This window comes from Lachnospiraceae bacterium JLR.KK002, from assembly GCA_036941025.1.
In the GTDB taxonomy this organism is placed as follows: domain Bacteria; phylum Bacillota; class Clostridia; order Lachnospirales; family Lachnospiraceae; genus Petralouisia.
Map to the genome: position 1 here is coordinate 599,926 of JAYMNP010000001.1, position 17,346 is coordinate 617,271.

General features: G+C 46.0%; 17 protein-coding genes and 1 pseudogene. 15 read left to right on the top strand and 3 right to left on the bottom strand.

The window, feature by feature from the left end; genetic code table 11:
• The first annotated feature begins 203 nt into the window (after positions 1 to 203).
• Together VSQ32_02900 and cls are read left to right on the top strand one after the other, a co-directional pair.
• Positions 204 to 1,094, top strand: coding sequence for a S8 family peptidase (locus VSQ32_02900; GenBank protein MEH2941827.1), 891 nt, complete (start codon positions 204 to 206; stop codon positions 1,092 to 1,094).
• Positions 1,095 to 1,170: 76 nt separating this feature from the next.
• Positions 1,171 to 2,709, top strand: a complete 1,539-nt coding sequence (gene cls / locus VSQ32_02905; protein ID MEH2941828.1) for a cardiolipin synthase — start codon at positions 1,171 to 1,173, stop codon at positions 2,707 to 2,709.
• Positions 2,710 to 2,840: 131 nt separating this feature from the next.
• Here the strand turns inward: cls and VSQ32_02910 are convergent, their stop codons facing one another.
• Positions 2,841 to 3,977: a D-alanyl-D-alanine carboxypeptidase family protein gene (locus tag VSQ32_02910; GenBank protein MEH2941829.1), complete on the bottom strand. Its 1,137-nt coding sequence runs from the start codon at positions 3,975 to 3,977 to the stop codon at positions 2,841 to 2,843.
• 115 nt (positions 3,978 to 4,092) lie between these two features.
• Here VSQ32_02910 and VSQ32_02915 point away from each other — a divergent pair, with 115 nt between their 5' ends.
• The 3 genes from VSQ32_02915 (at position 4,093) to scpB (ending at position 6,377) form a co-directional block, all read left to right on the top strand.
• Positions 4,093 to 4,959: a metallophosphoesterase gene (locus VSQ32_02915; GenBank protein MEH2941830.1), complete on the top strand. Its 867-nt coding sequence runs from the start codon at positions 4,093 to 4,095 to the stop codon at positions 4,957 to 4,959.
• Positions 4,960 to 5,031: 72 nt separating this feature from the next.
• Positions 5,032 to 5,793: a segregation/condensation protein A gene (locus tag VSQ32_02920; protein MEH2941831.1), complete on the top strand. Its 762-nt coding sequence runs from the start codon at positions 5,032 to 5,034 to the stop codon at positions 5,791 to 5,793.
• Between the two features lie 14 nt (positions 5,794 to 5,807).
• Positions 5,808 to 6,377 carry an SMC-Scp complex subunit ScpB gene (gene scpB, locus VSQ32_02925; protein MEH2941832.1) on the top strand — a complete coding sequence of 190 codons (570 nt, stop codon included), beginning with the start codon at positions 5,808 to 5,810 and terminating at the stop codon, positions 6,375 to 6,377.
• Here scpB and VSQ32_02930 read toward each other — a convergent pair.
• Positions 6,374 to 7,270, bottom strand: a complete 897-nt coding sequence (locus VSQ32_02930) for a LysR family transcriptional regulator (protein MEH2941833.1) — start codon at positions 7,268 to 7,270, stop codon at positions 6,374 to 6,376. The genes scpB and VSQ32_02930 overlap by 4 nt on opposite strands.
• Before the next feature lie 145 nt (positions 7,271 to 7,415).
• On the opposite strand from VSQ32_02930, the pseudogene VSQ32_02935 reads away from it, so the two are divergent.
• The 3 genes and pseudogenes from VSQ32_02935 (at position 7,416) to VSQ32_02945 (ending at position 8,462) form a co-directional block, all read left to right on the top strand.
• Positions 7,416 to 7,937 (top strand): annotated as a pseudogene (locus VSQ32_02935) (DUF3737 family protein).
• Positions 7,938 to 8,026: 89 nt separating this feature from the next.
• Positions 8,027 to 8,155 (top strand): cyclophilin-like fold protein, encoded by a 129-nt coding sequence (locus VSQ32_02940; GenBank protein ID MEH2941834.1) that lies wholly within the window; start codon positions 8,027 to 8,029, stop codon positions 8,153 to 8,155.
• 139 nt (positions 8,156 to 8,294) lie between these two features.
• Positions 8,295 to 8,462: a hypothetical protein gene (locus VSQ32_02945; GenBank protein MEH2941835.1), complete on the top strand. Its 168-nt coding sequence runs from the start codon at positions 8,295 to 8,297 to the stop codon at positions 8,460 to 8,462.
• A gap of 1,169 nt (positions 8,463 to 9,631) precedes the next feature.
• Here VSQ32_02945 and VSQ32_02950 read toward each other — a convergent pair.
• A complete protein-coding gene (locus VSQ32_02950; protein MEH2941836.1) occupies positions 9,632 to 10,270 on the bottom strand; it encodes a lactate utilization protein in 639 nt (212 codons plus the stop codon).
• A gap of 198 nt (positions 10,271 to 10,468) precedes the next feature.
• Here VSQ32_02950 and VSQ32_02955 point away from each other — a divergent pair, with 198 nt between their 5' ends.
• The 7 genes from VSQ32_02955 to groES all read left to right on the top strand — a co-directional run bounded on the left by VSQ32_02955 (position 10,469) and on the right by groES (position 17,300).
• Positions 10,469 to 11,089, top strand: coding sequence for a class I SAM-dependent methyltransferase (locus VSQ32_02955; protein ID MEH2941837.1), 621 nt, complete (start codon positions 10,469 to 10,471; stop codon positions 11,087 to 11,089).
• A 253-nt stretch (positions 11,090 to 11,342) separates the two neighbouring features.
• Positions 11,343 to 13,079: an ABC transporter ATP-binding protein gene (locus VSQ32_02960; GenBank protein ID MEH2941838.1), complete on the top strand. Its 1,737-nt coding sequence runs from the start codon at positions 11,343 to 11,345 to the stop codon at positions 13,077 to 13,079.
• Between the two features lie 45 nt (positions 13,080 to 13,124).
• Positions 13,125 to 14,042: a phosphatidylglycerol lysyltransferase domain-containing protein gene (locus tag VSQ32_02965; protein ID MEH2941839.1), complete on the top strand. Its 918-nt coding sequence runs from the start codon at positions 13,125 to 13,127 to the stop codon at positions 14,040 to 14,042.
• Between the two features lie 19 nt (positions 14,043 to 14,061).
• A complete protein-coding gene (locus tag VSQ32_02970; protein MEH2941840.1) occupies positions 14,062 to 15,192 on the top strand; it encodes a CobW family GTP-binding protein in 1,131 nt (376 codons plus the stop codon).
• A gap of 15 nt (positions 15,193 to 15,207) precedes the next feature.
• Positions 15,208 to 16,149 (top strand): GTP-binding protein, encoded by a 942-nt coding sequence (locus VSQ32_02975; GenBank protein MEH2941841.1) that lies wholly within the window; start codon positions 15,208 to 15,210, stop codon positions 16,147 to 16,149.
• Between the two features lie 29 nt (positions 16,150 to 16,178).
• A complete protein-coding gene (locus VSQ32_02980) occupies positions 16,179 to 16,649 on the top strand; it encodes a C-GCAxxG-C-C family protein (GenBank protein MEH2941842.1) in 471 nt (156 codons plus the stop codon).
• A gap of 363 nt (positions 16,650 to 17,012) precedes the next feature.
• Positions 17,013 to 17,300 (top strand): co-chaperone GroES, encoded by a 288-nt coding sequence (groES, locus tag VSQ32_02985; GenBank protein MEH2941843.1) that lies wholly within the window; start codon positions 17,013 to 17,015, stop codon positions 17,298 to 17,300.
• Positions 17,301 to 17,346 lie beyond the last annotated feature (46 nt).

Here is a 17,346-nt window from a genome sequence, read left to right on the forward strand (position 1 = left end):
TATTGAAACCAACATAAAATCGGGTACAGTAATGAGTGTATTAAAGCAATTAATTCAGCGGCAGGGATATCATCTATAATGAAGGCTGTCTGCTTTCAGGGGCAGCGGATTCCGGGAATAAAAAGCCATATGAAATCTGCATAAAAGGTCCGCCAAAGGCAAAATATCCAAAGACGCATATATTAATAGAAAAAGAGAAGCATATGGACAGAGTAAGAAAGATTATCAATGCCGGGCAGGCCTGGGAAAAAGGCTATTACGGGGAAGAAATCGGCGTGGCAGTGCTGGACACCGGAATTTACCCCCACCCGGATTTTGAACATAGAATCGTCTGTTTTCGGGACTACGTCAGAGGAAGAAATTCTCTTTACGATGATAATGGCCATGGTACCCACATAGCCGGAATTATCGGCGGCGACGGCAGCCTTTCCAATGGAAAATATACAGGCCTTGCGCCCCGATGCCATTTTATTATTCTGAAAATACTGGACTACAGAGGAAATGGAAATACGGAGCATGTGGTACGGGCTATTGACTGGCTGGTGGAGAACAGAAGGAATTACCGCATCCGGATTGTAAATATTTCCATCGGCATGGTGCTTCATGCGGAGAGCAGGGAACGGATTCGTCTTCTGCAGGCGGTGGAATATGCCTGGGATAACGACCTTGTGGTAGTCGCTGCGGCGGGAAATAACGGACCGGGGGAAAACAGCATTACCGTACCCGGTATCTGTCGGAAAATTATTACGGCGGGCTGCTTTGACGATACCAGGGAGCAGATTGGAAAATCACCTTTGAAGCCGGACTATTCGGGGCAGGGCCCCACAGACCATTGTGTGGTGAAGCCGGAACTGGTGCTTCCAGGCACAAATGTTACAAGCTGCGGAGTCTATCCCCGGACATATACCAGGAAAAGCGGCACCTCCATGGCGGCTCCCATGGTAAGCGGAAGTATTGCGCTGCTGCTCAGCAAATATGCTCATTTTTCTCCGGCAGATGTAAAGCTGCGCCTGTACCAGCGGACGGTGGATTTGGGGCTGCCCCTGTCGAAGCAGGGGTGGGGAATGGTAGACATTGGGAAATTATTGTGTTAAAATATCACCAGTGTATCATGGCAGAAAGGGCATTTTTGCAGACTTTTCGTAACAGGCCATGGCGAGAGGTGGTTGGATGAAGAAAGTTAAGAAATTTTTACTGGGGAGGGCAACCATAGTAGCGATTGCAATTCTGCTTCAGCTGTGCTGGCTGCTGTCATTTCTGTATGGGTTCCAGATGCGTTATACTTTTTTGAATACAATTCTGGATATCAGCGCCGTATTTGTGGTGCTGGTCATTGTAAATAAAAGAAGCAATCTGTCCTATAAAATTGCCTGGACAGTGGTAATTCTGGCAGTTCCCGTTGTGGGGCTTCTGGTTTATTTTATTTTTGGGCGGTCAGAGCTGACCAGACCCACCAGAAAGCGCATGGAAGCTGTCAACTTTGAAATAGAGCAGAGCCTGCCGGAACACCAGGATTTGCTGGAAGAACTGAAGGAACAGGATATGTCTGTTTACTGTCAGTCGAAATATGTCAGTGAATGGGCGGGATATCCCGTTTATAAAAATACGGAAACGAAGTATTATTCCTCCGGAGAGGAAATGTTTCCGGATATGCTGAAGGCTCTGGAGGAAGCCCGGCATTTTATTTTTATGGAATATTTTATAGTGGAAGAAGGTTATATGTTCGGAAAAATTCTGGACATTTTAAAGGGGAAAGCGGCTCAGGGCGTGGATGTACGTTTCATTTATGATGATTTCGGGTGCGTGACCACCCTTCCGGAAAAGTACTATCAGCAAATGCAGGAATGGGGGATAAAGTGTGTCCGATTCAATCCGCTGTATCCCATCATGTCTGTGGTTATGAATAACCGGGACCATCGGAAAATTCTGGTGGCGGACGGTAAAGTGGGATTTACGGGGGGTATTAATCTGGCGGATGAATACGTGAATAAAGTAAAAAGGTTCGGGTACTGGAAGGATACGGGCCTTCGCCTGGAGGGCGAGGGCGTCTGGAGTTTTACGGTGATGTTTCTGGAAATGTGGGATTATATTACAAAGAGCCGGGAGCAGGATCCGGAGCTGTTTCGCCCTTCCCGCTATCAGACCAGGCCCTGGAATACAGACGGATATGTGCAGCCCTACACGGACAGTCCTCTGGACCATGAGAATGTAGGGGAAAATATTTATATGAACATCATTAATCGCGCCAGAAAATATGTTTATATCTTTACCCCCTATCTGATTCCCGATGACGAAATATTAAAGGCTTTGCAGAATGCGGCAAAGAGCGGAGTGGATGTGCGGATTCTGATGCCGGGAATTCCCGATAAGCAGATTGTATACTGGATCAGCCAGTCTTATTATGAGCCCCTTCTGGAATGCGGAGTGAGAATTTATCAGTATAATCCGGGCTTCCTCCACGCAAAATGCTTTGTGTGCGACGACGAAGTGGCAGTTGTGGGAAGCGTAAATCTGGATTACCGCAGCCTGTATCTGCATTTTGAGTGCGGAGTCTGGATGTATCGGTCAGATGCTGTCATGCAGGTAAAAGAAGATGTATGGAATACCATGAAAGAATCGGAAGAAATCAATCTGGAGTTCTGCAGGAAGCGTCCGGCGGCCATTCGGACTCTGCAGGGCGTCATGCGTCTGTTTGCCCCACTGCTGTAAAGCAGTGGGGGACTTACTCTGCTGCCGGGAAATGGCTGTCAGGACTTACTCTGCTGCCGGGAAATGGCTGTCAGGACTTACTTTGCTGCCGGGAAATGGCCGTCAGGGGTGATACTGCTGCCGGAAAAATGCTAACAGAACAGGAGCTGTTCCAGTGTTTTCAGAAAATAGTCCCGGAACAGTGCCTTTTTTACCCCTTTTTGAAAGAGTATATTGACAGAGCCGATTTCTTTCTGATTCAGTTTGTAGACAACTTTTCCTGCAGTCTGGCCTTTTTTGACAGGCGCCTCCGCGGCGTCCGGGAGAACCAGTTCTTTGGTTATGGCGGATAAATCCGAACCTGTCACGTCCAGCCAGGAAAATCCGGATTCATAGGCCAGAGGGACCTGGTCGGTGACGCCGCCGTGGACATCCAGATTGGGCAGTTTATCCTTATTTTCATCTTTATACACCTGACATTTTCCAAACCCGTAATTTAACAGGGTGGTGGCGTCCTGAAAACGGACTTTGTGGTCCGGAGCTGCCATAATTACCGCAATCAGCTTCATACCGTCTTTTTCAGCGGTAGCGGAAACGCAGTATTTTGCCTGGGAGGTGGAACCTGTTTTCAATCCGGTGGCATAGGGATACTGGCGAATCAGTTTGTTGGTATTGGTAAGGCCGAACTCCGACGAGCCTCTCCGGGTAACGTGGGTGATATTTTCCATCCATATGGTACAGTAATTATGTATCTGCGGGTAACGGGTAATCAGTTCCCGCGACATCAGGGCCACATCCCAGGCGGTGGTCATGTGCCCGTCTACGTCCAGGCCGCAGCAGTTTACAAACGTGGTATTTTTCATGCCCAGATCTCTGGCGCGCTGGTTCATTCTGGAGACAAATTCCTGTTCGCTGCCCCAGATGTGCTCCGCCATGGCCACACAGGCGTCATTGGCGCTGGCCACCGAGATACATTTCAGCATGGTTTCCACAGTCTGGGTCTCTCCAGGTTCCAGAAAAACCTGTGAGCCACCCATGCTGGCAGCGTATTCCGATACAGTTACGGTATCTTCCAGTGAGATTTTTCCTTCCTCCAGAGCGTCGAAAATCAGAATCATGGTCATGATTTTCGTAATACTGGCCGGATGGAGGGAGGTGTGAGCCTCTTTTTCGTAAATAACCTGGCCGGTAGAGGCTTCCATCAGCACCACGGAAGGAGCGGAAACGGTGATTTCCTCTGCAGGCGGCTGTTCCGGAGTTACTTCTGAAGTGGGAAGCAGGGAGGACATCAGCAAACACGCAGACAGGAAAAAAGACAATATACAATGCATATCAGAACCTCCAAATGTTATATAATAGTTTAAGCGGAAGGCATGTATGATATTCCAGGGAAGGTGAAAATAAATGAAGATTTTATTTTTAATGGTTACAGTTGTTTTGTGCTGTATTCTGTGGCAGAAATGGGAACTGACCAGGTTCCGGGTGACGGAATATGAGATTTCTTCATCCAAAATAAAAGAGCAGGCGCTGGGAATTGTAATCGCAGACCTGCATGGATTTATTTATGGAAAAGAGAATAAGAGACTTCTGGGAAAAATAAGAAAATTAAATCCGGATATAATTTTTATCCCCGGAGATATGCTGGTGTCGAAATACAGCGGGACATATGGGACTGCACTGGAGACGCTGAAACAGCTTGCAGCCATTGCCCCGGTATATTACAGTTATGGAAATCATGAAAGCCGCCTGCGTGACCCGGAAAGAATCAATCATCCGCTGTTTCAGGATTATATGTCAAAGGTGAAGGAAGCAGGGATTACGGTGATGGAGACGGAGAGCCGGGAAATTTCCATGGGCGGGAACAGGGTACAGTTGTCTGCCCTGGAACTGGAGCTGGATTATTACGAAAAAGGGCGGATTGTCCCGCTGGAAGAAAACTACATGCAGGAACGCCTGCCGGACCGGCGGGAGGATTTGTTCCGGATTCTTCTTGCCCATAATCCGGCGTATGCAGAGGATTATATCCGCTGGGGGGCAGACGTGACCTTTTGCGGCCATAATCATGGGGGACTGGTACGGATTCCGGGGATTGGAAGTATTATTTCTCCTCAGCTTACCTGGTTTCCAGGATATGACGCGGGACGGTTTCAGGTGGGAGACAGGAGCGTGATTGTCAGCCGGGGGCTGGGCACCCATACCTTTCATATACGGATTTTTAACCGGGCGGAACTGCTGGCGGTAAGATTTTTGCCGGAAAACGGGAGCAGATGACAAAATTTCCCTTGAAAAAAGCGGCAGATACAGGTAGAATATGTGATAGTGCTGTTTTGAGGAAGGGATAGTATGGATTTGACGGTAAAGCTGCAGGTGTTTGAAGGTCCTCTGGATTTGCTTTTACATCTGCTGGAAAAAAACAAAGTAAATATTTATGATATTCCCATCGTGGAAATTACCAGCCAGTATATGGAATATATCAGTGAAATGCAGCGGCAGGATTTAAATATTGTCAGTGAATTTCTGGTGATGGCCGCCACCCTTCTTGATATCAAATCCAGAATGCTGCTGCCCAGGGAGGAAACTGAGGAAGAAGAGGAAGACCCAAGAGCGGAGCTGGTCCAGAAGCTGCTGGAATATAAAATGTACAAGTGTATGTCCTATGAGTTAAAGGACAGGCAGATTGACGCGGAAAAAGTGCTGTTTAAAATGCCCACAATCCCGGAGGAAGTGAGAAAGTACGAGGAGCCGGTGAATTTGCAGGAACTGCTGTCAGATGTGACTTTGAAAAAGCTCAACGGGATTTTTAAATCTGTTATGCGCAGGCAGGAAGATAAAGTTGATCCAATCCGTTCCCGGTTTGGAAAAATCGAGCGGGAAGAGGTATCCCTGGACGAACGTATGGTGTATCTGGAGCAGTATGCATTACATCACAGGCGGTTCAGCTTTCGGGGACTGCTGGAAGCCCAGAGCAGCAAAATGGAAATTATTGTCACTTTCCTGTCGGTTCTGGAACTGATGAAAACAGGAAAAATACATATTTCTCAGGAACATATTTTTGATGATATTATTATTTATGCAAACAGCGGGGAAAGCCAGGTGCCGGCATAAGGAGTCAGGTCAGTATGAATTTGGAGAAACAGGAAGCAATTATTGAAGGGATTTTATTCGCCATGGGGGAATCTGTGGAGCTGTCCAGACTGGCGGAAGTTCTGGAGGTCAGTCCGGAGGAAATCCGGGATATTTTACATGGTATGATGAAACGGTATGAAGCGGAAAACCGCGGAATTGAGATTATGGAAATTGAAAATGCCGTTCAGATGTGTACCAAAAAAGAAATGTACGAATATCTGATAAAAATTGCCCGGCAGCCCAAACGCCATGTGCTGACCGATGTGCTTTTGGAGACACTGTCTATTATTGCCTACAAACAGCCCATTACCAGGCTGGAAATTGAAAAGATACGGGGAGTGAGCTGTGCTCATGCGGTCAATAAACTGATGGAATATAATCTGGTCTGTGAACTGGGCAGGCTGGACGCGCCGGGAAGGCCTCTGCTGTTCGGGACTACGGAGGAATTCTTAAGAAGTTTCGGAGTTCAGTCCATTGAAGAACTTCCGGTGCCGGATCAGGATCAGCTGGAAGAATTTAAGCAGCAGGCAGAAGAAGAGATGAATCTGAAGCTGAATGTTTAAATAATTTCTTTCTGCGTTTCATTCAGTTGTGCCATGAATTTTTCAGACGCTTTAGAAAACACCTGGTATTTTTTCCATATAATGCACATTCCAACTTCCCTTCGTGGGTTGAGAGGGCGGAAACAGAGATTGCTGTTTCCGGAAGTATTAATGATTTTATCGAATCCAATCGCGTAGCCCAGGCCCTCATCTACCATCAGGGAAGCATTAAAAAGCAGGTTATAAGTCGCGACAACCTCCAATTCTGATATTTCACGCTGCATCCAGGACGCCAATGCACCGGATGAATCTTCCTGCCTTGACAGGATCAGCGGTTTGTCCCATAAATCTTCCGGAGAAATATCCGATTTTGCAGCAAGAGGAGAATCTTTCCTCATCAGCACGCCCCAGACTTCTGTAAGCGGTATCTTAATATGATTATATTTTGCCTGATCTACGGCACCAAACACAAGGCCGAAATCAATCAGCCCTTTTTCAAGCTGCTCCATTACAAAAACTGCATTGCCGCTTGCGATGTGGTAGTGGATTCCCGGATATGTCTGGTATAGTTCCCTCGCGGCTTTTGCTATCAGACGGACAGCGTCCGTTTCGCCGGTTCCAATATAGACATCCCCAACGACAACTTCGTCCGAAAGCGAAATTTCACGTTCTGTTTTATGGACGAGGTTTAAAATTTCTTCCGCACGCTTTCTAAGGATCATGCCTTCTTCTGTCAATGTGACTTTTCTGGAACCTTTGGTGCCGCGGATTAAAAGCTGCCTGCCCAGTTCTTCCTCCATTGCCTTGATCTGAGTGGAAAGGGTTGGCTGGGAAAGATGGAGGGATTCTGCTGCGCGGACAATGCTTTGTTCCCTTGCCACTGCAAGAAAATATTGAAGTACACGTAATTCCATGTGCTGTTCTCCTTTTTGGTTTTCTGTATTATAACACGAATTTCAATAGTTTTCAACTATTGAAAATGATAAGATATAAGTATTTATTATGGAATAAATTGACTGCTATAATTTAAATAAAAGAAAAACAAGGAGGAAATTGGTAATGAGAATCATTGAAAATCAGACTTTTGACATGGAAAGGGCTCTCTATGGGAGCGAAGGCGTATTGGTGAAAAGCTGTTCTTTTGATGGCCCGGCAGACGGGGAAAGCGCCTTTAAGGAATGTTCCGATATTGCGGCCGAAAACTGTTTTTTTAATCTCCGCTATCCGTTCTGGCATGACCATGGGCTTAAAATTTCCGGTTCTGAAATGACGGAACTTTGTCGTGCATCCCTTTGGTATTCCGACTATATTGAGATTACGGATACGAAGATGCATGGGATTAAGGCTCTCCGGGAATGCAGTGATGTGGTTATCCGGGACTGTGATATTATTTCGCCGGAGTTTGGCTGGTCGGTGCGGGGCATCCGTATGGAAGACAGCACTGCGGTCAGCGAATACTTTATGATGCGTTCTGAAAATCTCACATTCCGGGGAGTCACTTTCAGGGGCAAGTATTCCTTCCAGTATATCAAAAATGCGGTTTTTGAGGACTGCACCTTTGATACCAAAGATGCCGGATGGGCTGACACGAAATGTGTCGGTCTGCTGTTCATTTTCGGGATGGTCATATGGATTAGATTACTGCCTGGGGAGGTGCAGATACCGTTGACATGCATGACTACGGCAGTTTTGAGAAGGTTGGTGAAACAGGGAATACGCTGCCGAGGAACGATGAGCGGATTACAACGGAACCAGGAGATGTGATTCTTTACCCCGGTACGAGTATTACGATTTATTAAGACACAAATTCCTGGAATTTTACCCGTCTGGGAAAAATCCAGGATGCCACGAAAGAGGATTTACTGGCAGCTTTGGGTGATGGAAATGTTACAGTAACATTTTCGCCTGAAAAATCAGAATAAAAAAGGAGATTAGATTATGAGCCATTATATTTGTGAATTGAATGAAAAGGTTGAGAGAGTACATGTTCGTTACCGGAACCGCTATGGGCTTATGATTGCCGGGGATTTATATACAGCGGGTGGGCTGATACGGAAAGCCGGGCAATCAAAGGCGGAAAACCAGAGGATATCCCCTGGTTTATGATATCTTTCTTTATCTTTGTTTTTACCAGACGGAACGTATTTTTCTTTTGACCCAATTGGGGAGCATTAGAACGATACTGATAACCGATGAAAATCCTGTTGCAGGAACAGCTCCGAAAATTCCCAATCCTTTTGACACAAAAATGTATCAGTCGAAATAGAAGAACTTGTGATTTGCGATACGGAGAAAAATATCTTTTATCCTGTAAAAGATGAAGATGAGATACAGATTGGGAACTGTGTGCTGCAAGAAGAATACAGGGATGGCGTTTGTGAAATCAGGATAACATTCATTCCTGTTTTCCCGATAAACAAAAAGCCAATAAGAACGAATTGGCCCGATAAGACGTACTTCAATCCGTTCAGCAAAAGGATAACTATCATATGAAAAGAGCTTTGCGCCAACGCTCCTCAACCGCCTGGGGAATACCGTACGTTTCATACTCAGGCATAAATCCCTCGTGCCGTATATGAAATTTAGAACCGTCAAACATCCTGAATATCTGCTGAGCCCTTTTTTCAGGAGGAGAATAATACTTAAAGTATATGTTAGCAGGCGTCCGACGTATCCGGTCAAAGACAGTTGATTCTCCGGTGACAAAACGGCTATACAGTTTATCTTCTTTTGTTTTCCATGATATTAAATCATTTTCACCATAAAATAGTGTCCAAACCATTACCAGAAACATTGGGAAAATACCCTTTTTTTCTTAAACCCTGAAAAATATCGCTGAATCTTGTAGATGAGTCAATGGTGTACGTAAGTGTGTAATCGTCTGCGTCGTCACCCATGCAAACACTTTTTGAATATAAATATTTTTTCGTGCAAAAGGTGAGAAATGCATTTCAGCACCATGGAGGTAAGACTCAGATAACCATGGAAGCCTTTGCTGAACATGGTTATCTGTAGTCGGAGGCTTACCGGAATGTCCGATGCGTCTGGCATTTCGGCCTTTTGTATGCGGAAAATATTTAAGAGAAACTGTAGCAATTGTACATGAAATTTTGATAACTGGATAGTTTCGCAATTGCCTGCCGGGCAATTACCTGCCGAATGATAGATGGAAATTGTTACTGTATCATCAATGATAGTGTCACCTTCATATATTCCAAAAGGCCGGCATTGCTCCCTGTAGACATAAGCCTGTGCGAGACGGCGAATCGGATGTTTTAATATCCGAGAGGTTCCCCGATTAAAATGATTTTAATCCGCTTTTCCGGCGCACTTTTTCTGGTGATGACCGTATGAGAACAGATACAGTCCGGACTCAAACAGTCGGCGCATAATCCGGTAGCGGCACAGGGGGTATTCCGGTTCAGGCGGTTGGCATTGAGGGGAGAAGCCACATTTTTTATACGGGAAACTGCTTCTTCCAGTGTGGGACTTACTTTGTTCATACCTGCCAGGATAATCACATGTTCCGGCCCGTAAATCAGGGCGCCCACCCGGTTTCCGGTGCCGTCGATGTTCACCAGTTCCCCCTCGGCCGTGATGGCGTTGCTGCTCATAAAATAATAGTCGGCATTCAGGGATTTGTGGTAAATTTCCTTTACTTCTTCCGGGGTGCCGGCTTTGCTGCGGTCAAGCAGCGTAATATCATCGCGCTGTCTTAACGCGTCAGCCATACCGGATTCTGCCAGAGTCATGGAGCCTCCGAAAGAAACGGTACTGTCGGAGGGCACCAGTTCAGAAGCAAGTGTTACAGCTTCTTCGGCAGTTTTGCAGTAATGGCATTCAAAATGGCGCTTTTCCAGATTTTTCATGGTGGTTTTGGCAAGGTTTTCGTAATAAGTTTCTGCTGGGGTCATAAGTCTGCTCCTTTCAGGAATAAAGCCATCAGACCCTGTTCAAATTTATTTGAACAGTCTGGCGTCAGGTTTTCATTGGGTTTTGAATAGTTACATATTTTCTATATTATAAAATATCAGCTTCCGTGCGTCAATTTTATTATGGAAATTACCTTGAGATTCTGCCGGTAAAAGAATATAATAAAAAAATATGGAGCGGTGTATCACAGCCGGAGGACAGACAATTATTTTTCTTTTGACAGGAACCAGGAGGTAAAACATATGTTTTGGGACAAGGTATCAGGTATGTATGACCTGTTTGAGACGTTATATAACGGAAAAGTTTATGCACAGCTGGGAAAAGATGTGGCTGAATGGATAGAGCCGGAGGACACCGCGCTGGAATGCGCCTGCGGAACCGGAGAAATTACAGGGCAGATAGCGCCGTTGTGCCGTAAAGTGATTGCCACCGATTATTCCCTGGGAATGCTCAGACAGGCAAAACGGAAATGCAGAAAATATTCCAATGTAAAAATCAGGCGGGCAGATATGACAAATTTAAAATGCAGAGACAATGCTGCTGACAAAGTTGTGGCCGGAAATGTGATTCATCTGCTGGAAGACCCCCGTCTGGCCATACGGGAACTGGAACGGGTATGCAAACCAGGCGGAAATGTGATCATACCTACCTATATAAATATAGAAAGAAAAGGAAGGGTGAAGCTGTTTGTAAAAGCATTTCAATGGCTGGGGGCAGAGTTCCGGCGGCAGTTTGATTATGAAAGCTATCAGGAATTGAAAGAGGGCAGTAAAATTTCAATTGCAGGAGAAAAAAAGTGACGGAAAAAAGCGACAGAAAAAAAGCGACAGAAAAAAGTGACAGAAAAAACGAGAGCTCAATTTTAAAATGCAACAATATCGTGTAATGAATGCTCCTGAACTGGATAAAAATAATGCAGAGAAAGACTTCCCTCAAAAGATTTGAAAAAAATACCAGTTGTGTTATAATATGCCCTGTGGGCGCAAAATTGCATATGGCATAATGCCGGTGGGGAATAAGCCCAATAAAAATTTTATAAGAAAGGGGATTTTAATGGAACGAAAACTGAAAAAGCTGGCATCCTATTACAGGCCCTACCTGCCCTTATTTCTTGCAGATATGTTTTTTGCAATTCTGGGTGCAGGGGTGACATTAGTAATTCCTTTGATTGTACGTTATATTACAAATCATGTGATTACCATGGAAGCGGGGGCGGCGCTGCATAAGATTGCGGGACTGGCAGTTCTGATGCTGGTGCTTGTTGCGGTGGAATGTTTCTGCAATTATTTTATTGCCAATTACGGCCATGTGATGGGAGCAAAGATTGAGTATGACATGCGGGCGGAGATTTTCGGTCACTACCAGAAGCTGTCATTCTCTTTTTTCAACAATCAGAAAGTGGGACAGCTTATGTCCAGAATCACCAGTGATTTGTTTGACATCAGCGAGCTGTTGCATCACGGGCCGGAGGATCTGGTGATTTCTGTCATCAAGATTGTGGGTTCCTTTGTAATTTTACTGAATATTGATGTGAAACTCACCATGATAGCTTTTGCCTTTATACCGGTCATGCTGGTGTACGCCATGTATTTTAATACCAGGATGAAACGGGCTTTTAAGCGGAACCGGGTAAAAATTGCAGAAATCAACAGCCAGATTGAGGATAACCTGTCCGGCATCCGGGTGGTGAAATCCTTTGCCAATGAGGAAGTGGAACTGGACAAGTTTGAAGAAGGAAATCAGGGATTTCTGGCGGCCAAAAAGAACAGTTACCGCTACATGGCCGGATATCATTCCGGTCTCGGCGCCCTGACCACACTGATAACCATTGTGGTGCTGGTATCCGGCGCAGTGCTGATTACCAACGGTCAGGTCAGTGTGACAGATTTGATTACCTTTCTTCTGTATATTAATACCTTTACGGAGCCGGTGAAAAAGCTGATTAACTTCACGGAGCAGTTCCAGAACGGCTATACCGGATACGAGCGTTTTATGGAAATGATGGCTATTGCGCCGGATATTGCGGACCGGCCGGGGGCTGTGGAGCTGAAACATGTCAAAGGAGATATTTCCTTTGACAACGTATCTTTTCATTATGAAGAAAATACGGAAACGGTGCTGAACCACATTAACCTGGAGGTAGAAGCAGGGGCTTACATGGCTCTGGTGGGTTCCTCCGGTGCAGGAAAAAGTACCCTGTGCAGCCTGATTCCCCGGTTCTATGATGTGACGGGCGGCGCCGTGAAAATTGACGGACAGGACATCCGGGATGTGACTTTAAAGAGCCTGCGCAGTCAGATTGGCATTGTGCAGCAGGATGTGTACCTGTTTGTGGGTACGGTCATGGACAATATTCGTTACGGAAGGCCGGGAGCTACCAGAGAGGAAGTAATGGAAGCGGCCAAAAGCGCCAATGCCCATGAATTTATTATGGCCCTGCCGGACGGGTATGATACGGATATCGGCCAGCGGGGCGTGAAACTTTCCGGCGGCCAGAAGCAGAGATTGTCTATTGCAAGGGTATTTTTGAAAAATCCGCCCATACTGATATTTGACGAGGCAACCTCAGCGCTGGATAACGAAAGTGAAAAAGTGGTGCAGGAATCTCTGGAAAAACTGGCGAAAAACCGTACCACCTTTGTGATTGCCCACCGCCTGTCTACCATACGGAATGCAGAGAAAATACTGGTGCTGACAGACAGCGGAATCGAAGAAGAAGGAAGCCACAGAGAATTACTGGAAAAAGACGGCATTTATGCAAAGCTCTACAGTATGCAGTTTGCCGGATAGAAGATAAGAGAAGAAGGCGGCCGGAAGCCGCCGGACAGGAGATTTATGGAAATCGAATTTAAGAAAATCGGACTGGAAGACCGGGAATTAATTGAGAACTATCTGAACCGGAAAACATATCGGAGCTGCGAACTGATTTTCCCGAATATTTACCTCTGGAGCCGGAAATATCCCACGGATTTTGCGGTGGTGGAAGATACGCTGGTATTTCGGGGAACTCTGGATAACGGGGAACCCAGCATTACCTTTCCGGCAGGGGAGCCGGAACAGATTCGGAAAGCAATGGATGTGATGATGGAATGGTTCCGGCAGCAGCAGAAGGAATTTCACATGCACCTGGTACAGGAGCAGGAATTTGAACTGCTGGAACAGTGGTATCCGGGAAAATTTCAGATTGCATACGACAGGGATTCCGCCGATTATGTGTACGAAACGGAGAAACTTACCACCCTTGCAGGCAAAAAGCTCCATGGAAAACGGAACCATATCAATAAATTTAAGGAAAATTATCCTGACTGGGTGTACGAACCTGTGACCGGGGAAAATGTGGAAGAATGTTTCCAGATGGCTTTGAAATGGCGTGAAGAAGCGGAATGCGACCAGGATGAAGAAAAGCGGGCGGAGATGTGTGTAACTCTGAATGCCCTGCGCCTTCTGGAGGAGCTGCAGTTAAAGGGCGGCCTGCTGCGGACAGAGCCGGAAGGGGAAATTGTTGCATTTACCATCGGGGAACCCTTGAATCCCGATACCTTTGTGGTGCATATTGAAAAAGCCTTTGCGGAGATTCAGGGGGCGTATCCCATGATAAATCAGCAGTTTGTGGCTCATGAGGCCCAGGATTACCGATATGTGAACCGGGAGGAGGACACAGGAGCAGAGGGGCTTCGGAAAGCGAAGCTGTCTTACCGGCCGGTATTTCTGGTGGAAAAAGGAATGGTAACCTGTTGTGATTCGCTATTGTAATTAAGATGGAGGGAAAAGAATGACGAAGATTGATATTATTTCAGGATTTTTAGGCGCAGGAAAGACAACCTTTATCAAAAAAATGCTGGAGGATGTATTTCAGGGTGAAAAAATCGTATTGATTGAAAATGAATTTGGAGAAATCGGCATTGACGGAGGATTTCTGAAAGATTCCGGTATTGAAATCAGCGAGCTGAATTCCGGCTGTATCTGCTGTTCCCTGGTGGGGGATTTCGGGAAAAACCTGCGGGAAGTGATGGAGCGGTTTCATCCGGACCGGATTCTCATTGAGCCCTCCGGCGTGGGAAAACTTTCTGATGTAATGAAATCTGTACGGGAAGTGGAAGCGGAGAACGAAGTGAAGCTGAACGGACGGATTACCGTGGTTAATACAGCCAAAGCCATCAGGCAGATGAAAGCCTTCGGTGAATTTTTCAATAACCAGATTGAATACGCCACGGTAATTGTGTTAAGCCGTACACAGAATGTGAAACCGGAGCAGACGGAACTGGTGGTAAAAACCATCCGGGAGAAAAATCCGGATGCCGCTGTGATTACCACGCCCTGGGATGAGATTGACGGAAAACAGATTTATAAAGTAATCGAACAGCAGAAATCACTGGAAGAAGAACTGGTGGAAGAACAGAAACACCATCATGAGCACGACCGTCATCATGAGCATGAGCACCATCATGAGCATGAGCATCACGAGCATGAGCACCATCATGAGCACGATCATCACGACCATGATCATCATCACGAGCATGAGCATGAGCATGACCATCATCATGAGCATGAACACGACCATCATGAGCACGACCATGGGCCGGACTGTACCTGCGGCTGTCACGACCATGATCATCACCATCATGCAGATGAAATTTTCACAAGCTGGGGCAGAGAGACGCCTCACGTATTTACCAGAGATACCATTGAACATGCCATGAAAGCATTTTGTGATACGGAAGATTATGGTACCATTTTAAGGGCAAAGGGCATGGTTCCGGCAGAAGACGGTACCTGGATTTATTTTGATATGGTAGACGGAGAGTATGAGCTGCGCACCGGGGAACCGGATTACACCGGAAGGCTCTGTGTAATTGGAACGGACATGAAAGAAGAAAAACTGGCAGAGCTGTTTGGAATATAGGAAGGGTGTGAAAAGATGGAAATTCCGGTATATTTGTTTTCCGGCTTTATGGACAGCGGGAAAAGCTCTCTGATACGGGAGACGCTGATTGACGGAAATTTCAGCGAAAATGGAAAAACGCTGCTGATTCTCTGTGAAGAGGGAGAAGTGGAATTTGAAGAAGAGGAATTACGGAACGTAAACACCGAACTGGCAATAATAGAAGAAGAGGAAGGATTTACCGGAGAAAAACTGGAGGAGCTTGGCAAAGCATACCGCCCGGATCAGGTATTTATCGAATACAACGGAACCTGGCAGATGTCCACATTTCTGGAGATGAAGCTGCCCAAAAACTGGGTGCTGGTACAGTCTCTGGCTACGGTGGACGCTTCCACCTTTGAAATGTATCTGGCCAATATGCGGGCCATGATTATGGAACAGCTTTTTGCGGCAGATGTGGTTATTATCAACCGTTGTACCGATGACACTCCCAAAGGGAAATTTCGCCGGGCCATCAAGGTGCTGAACCGGAAAGCTCAGATTGCCTATGAGCGGGAGGACGGAACCATAGACGAGAATGATATGGAAGAATTGCCCTATGACCTGAATCAGGATGTGATTGAGATTACAGACATGGATTATGGCATCTGGTATATGGATGCTCTGGATGATCCAAAAAAATATGAGGGAAAAAAGGTGCGGTTCCTGGCTCTGGTGTACCGTCCGGAGAAGCTGAAAAAAGGCGTGTTTATTCCGGGAAGGTTTGCCATGACCTGCTGTGCGGATGATATTACCTTTGTGGGCTTCAAATGCAAATATGACAAAGCCGCAGAGATTTCTCATAAATCCTGGATTACCATTACCGCGGAAATGAAGAATGAATTTGCACTGGAATACCGGGGAAAAGGCCCTGTCCTGTACGCATTGGAGATACAGCCGGCGGAGAAGCCGGAAGATGAGCTGATTTATTTCAGCTGATAAAGTGATTATGAATCAGGAGAAGAAAAATGTATTTTGAAGAGAGCCGATACGGACAGATAGCAGAAGACAATTTCAAAAAAGGATATAATTGCAGCCAGGCGGTTTTTCTGGCCTTTTCAGATTTGCATGGTATGGATGAGAAAACAGCGGCCAGGCTCAGTTCCTCTTTCGGCGGGGGAATGGGCAGGCTGCGGGAGGTCTGCGGCTCCGTCAGCGGTATGTTTCTGACAGCGGGAATCCTGTATGGATATGATACGCCGGGAGACATGCAGGGTAAAAAAGAGCACTATGAGAGAATCCAGCAGCTTGCGGCGGCCTTTGAGCAGGAAAATGGCTCCATTGTCTGCCGGGAACTGCTGGGGCTGAACCGGAAAAAGGATGAGCCGACACCGGCGGAACGAACAGAAGAATACTATAAAAAACGTCCCTGCGGGAAATTAGTCCGGATGGCCGCTGCTATTATGGAGCAGTATATAGAAGAACATCCCCTGGACTGAGATGAAAACGCAGCCTTTATCAAATAAATTTGAGCAGCCTGGCAGCATTTACAGTTCACAACACACCATTCGCAAAGGCGCCTTCGGCGCTTTCTCGCTGCCATGCAGCTAACTTTGCTCATAATATGGTGTTCCCTTCCTTAGCCCGTATGGGGAAAATCGCATGTAAACATGCATTTTCCCATGCGGGCTAAGGTGTGAACTGTAACTTTAAATCTAAACTTTTTATAAAATCTGAAAATGGATATTGACAAAGAAAATAGGGAGTGCTAAATTATGTACAGAAACAGTTAGCACTCGACATAAATGAGTGCTAATAAATGTAATAAGTACAGAACAGGAACTCAATAAGGAGGAATTGTAATGAAATTAGTACCATTAGGCGACAGAGTTGTATTAAAACAGTGCGAAGCAGAGGAAACCACCAAGTCCGGTATTATTCTGGCAGGAAGTGCACAGGAGAAACCTCAGGAAGCAGAAGTTGTGGCAGTAGGACCTGGCGGAATGGTAGACGGTAAAGAAGTAACCATGCAGGTAAAAGAAGGCGATAAGGTTATTTACTCCAAATATGCAGGAAATGAAGTAAAAATTGACGGGGAAGAATTCATTATTGTGAAACAGAATGATATTCTTGCAATTGTAGAGAACTAAAGCAACCGGTGCTTTTGGGAACCGGAAGTATAAAAATGGAACTTCC

What these genes read in the sequence shown, in the direction of transcription:
- VSQ32_02900 (MEH2941827.1), top strand. Translation starts at nt 204, where the DNA reads ATGGACAGAGTAAGAAAGATTATCAATGCCGGGCAGGCCTGGGAAAAA.
- cls (MEH2941828.1), top strand. Translation starts at nt 1,171, where the DNA reads ATGAAGAAAGTTAAGAAATTTTTACTGGGGAGGGCAACCATAGTAGCG.
- VSQ32_02910 (MEH2941829.1), bottom strand. Translation starts at nt 3,977, where the DNA reads ATGTCCTCCCTGCTTCCCACTTCAGAAGTAACTCCGGAACAGCCGCCT.
- VSQ32_02915 (MEH2941830.1), top strand. Translation starts at nt 4,093, where the DNA reads ATGAAGATTTTATTTTTAATGGTTACAGTTGTTTTGTGCTGTATTCTG.
- VSQ32_02920 (MEH2941831.1), top strand. Translation starts at nt 5,032, where the DNA reads ATGGATTTGACGGTAAAGCTGCAGGTGTTTGAAGGTCCTCTGGATTTG.
- scpB (MEH2941832.1), top strand. Translation starts at nt 5,808, where the DNA reads ATGAATTTGGAGAAACAGGAAGCAATTATTGAAGGGATTTTATTCGCC.
- VSQ32_02930 (MEH2941833.1), bottom strand. Translation starts at nt 7,270, where the DNA reads ATGGAATTACGTGTACTTCAATATTTTCTTGCAGTGGCAAGGGAACAA.
- VSQ32_02940 (MEH2941834.1), top strand. Translation starts at nt 8,027, where the DNA reads ATGCATGACTACGGCAGTTTTGAGAAGGTTGGTGAAACAGGGAATACG.
- VSQ32_02945 (MEH2941835.1), top strand. Translation starts at nt 8,295, where the DNA reads ATGAGCCATTATATTTGTGAATTGAATGAAAAGGTTGAGAGAGTACAT.
- VSQ32_02950 (MEH2941836.1), bottom strand. Translation starts at nt 10,270, where the DNA reads ATGACCCCAGCAGAAACTTATTACGAAAACCTTGCCAAAACCACCATG.
- VSQ32_02960 (MEH2941838.1), top strand. Translation starts at nt 11,343, where the DNA reads ATGGAACGAAAACTGAAAAAGCTGGCATCCTATTACAGGCCCTACCTG.
- VSQ32_02965 (MEH2941839.1), top strand. Translation starts at nt 13,125, where the DNA reads ATGGAAATCGAATTTAAGAAAATCGGACTGGAAGACCGGGAATTAATT.
- VSQ32_02970 (MEH2941840.1), top strand. Translation starts at nt 14,062, where the DNA reads ATGACGAAGATTGATATTATTTCAGGATTTTTAGGCGCAGGAAAGACA.
- VSQ32_02975 (MEH2941841.1), top strand. Translation starts at nt 15,208, where the DNA reads ATGGAAATTCCGGTATATTTGTTTTCCGGCTTTATGGACAGCGGGAAA.
- VSQ32_02980 (MEH2941842.1), top strand. Translation starts at nt 16,179, where the DNA reads ATGTATTTTGAAGAGAGCCGATACGGACAGATAGCAGAAGACAATTTC.
- groES (MEH2941843.1), top strand. Translation starts at nt 17,013, where the DNA reads ATGAAATTAGTACCATTAGGCGACAGAGTTGTATTAAAACAGTGCGAA.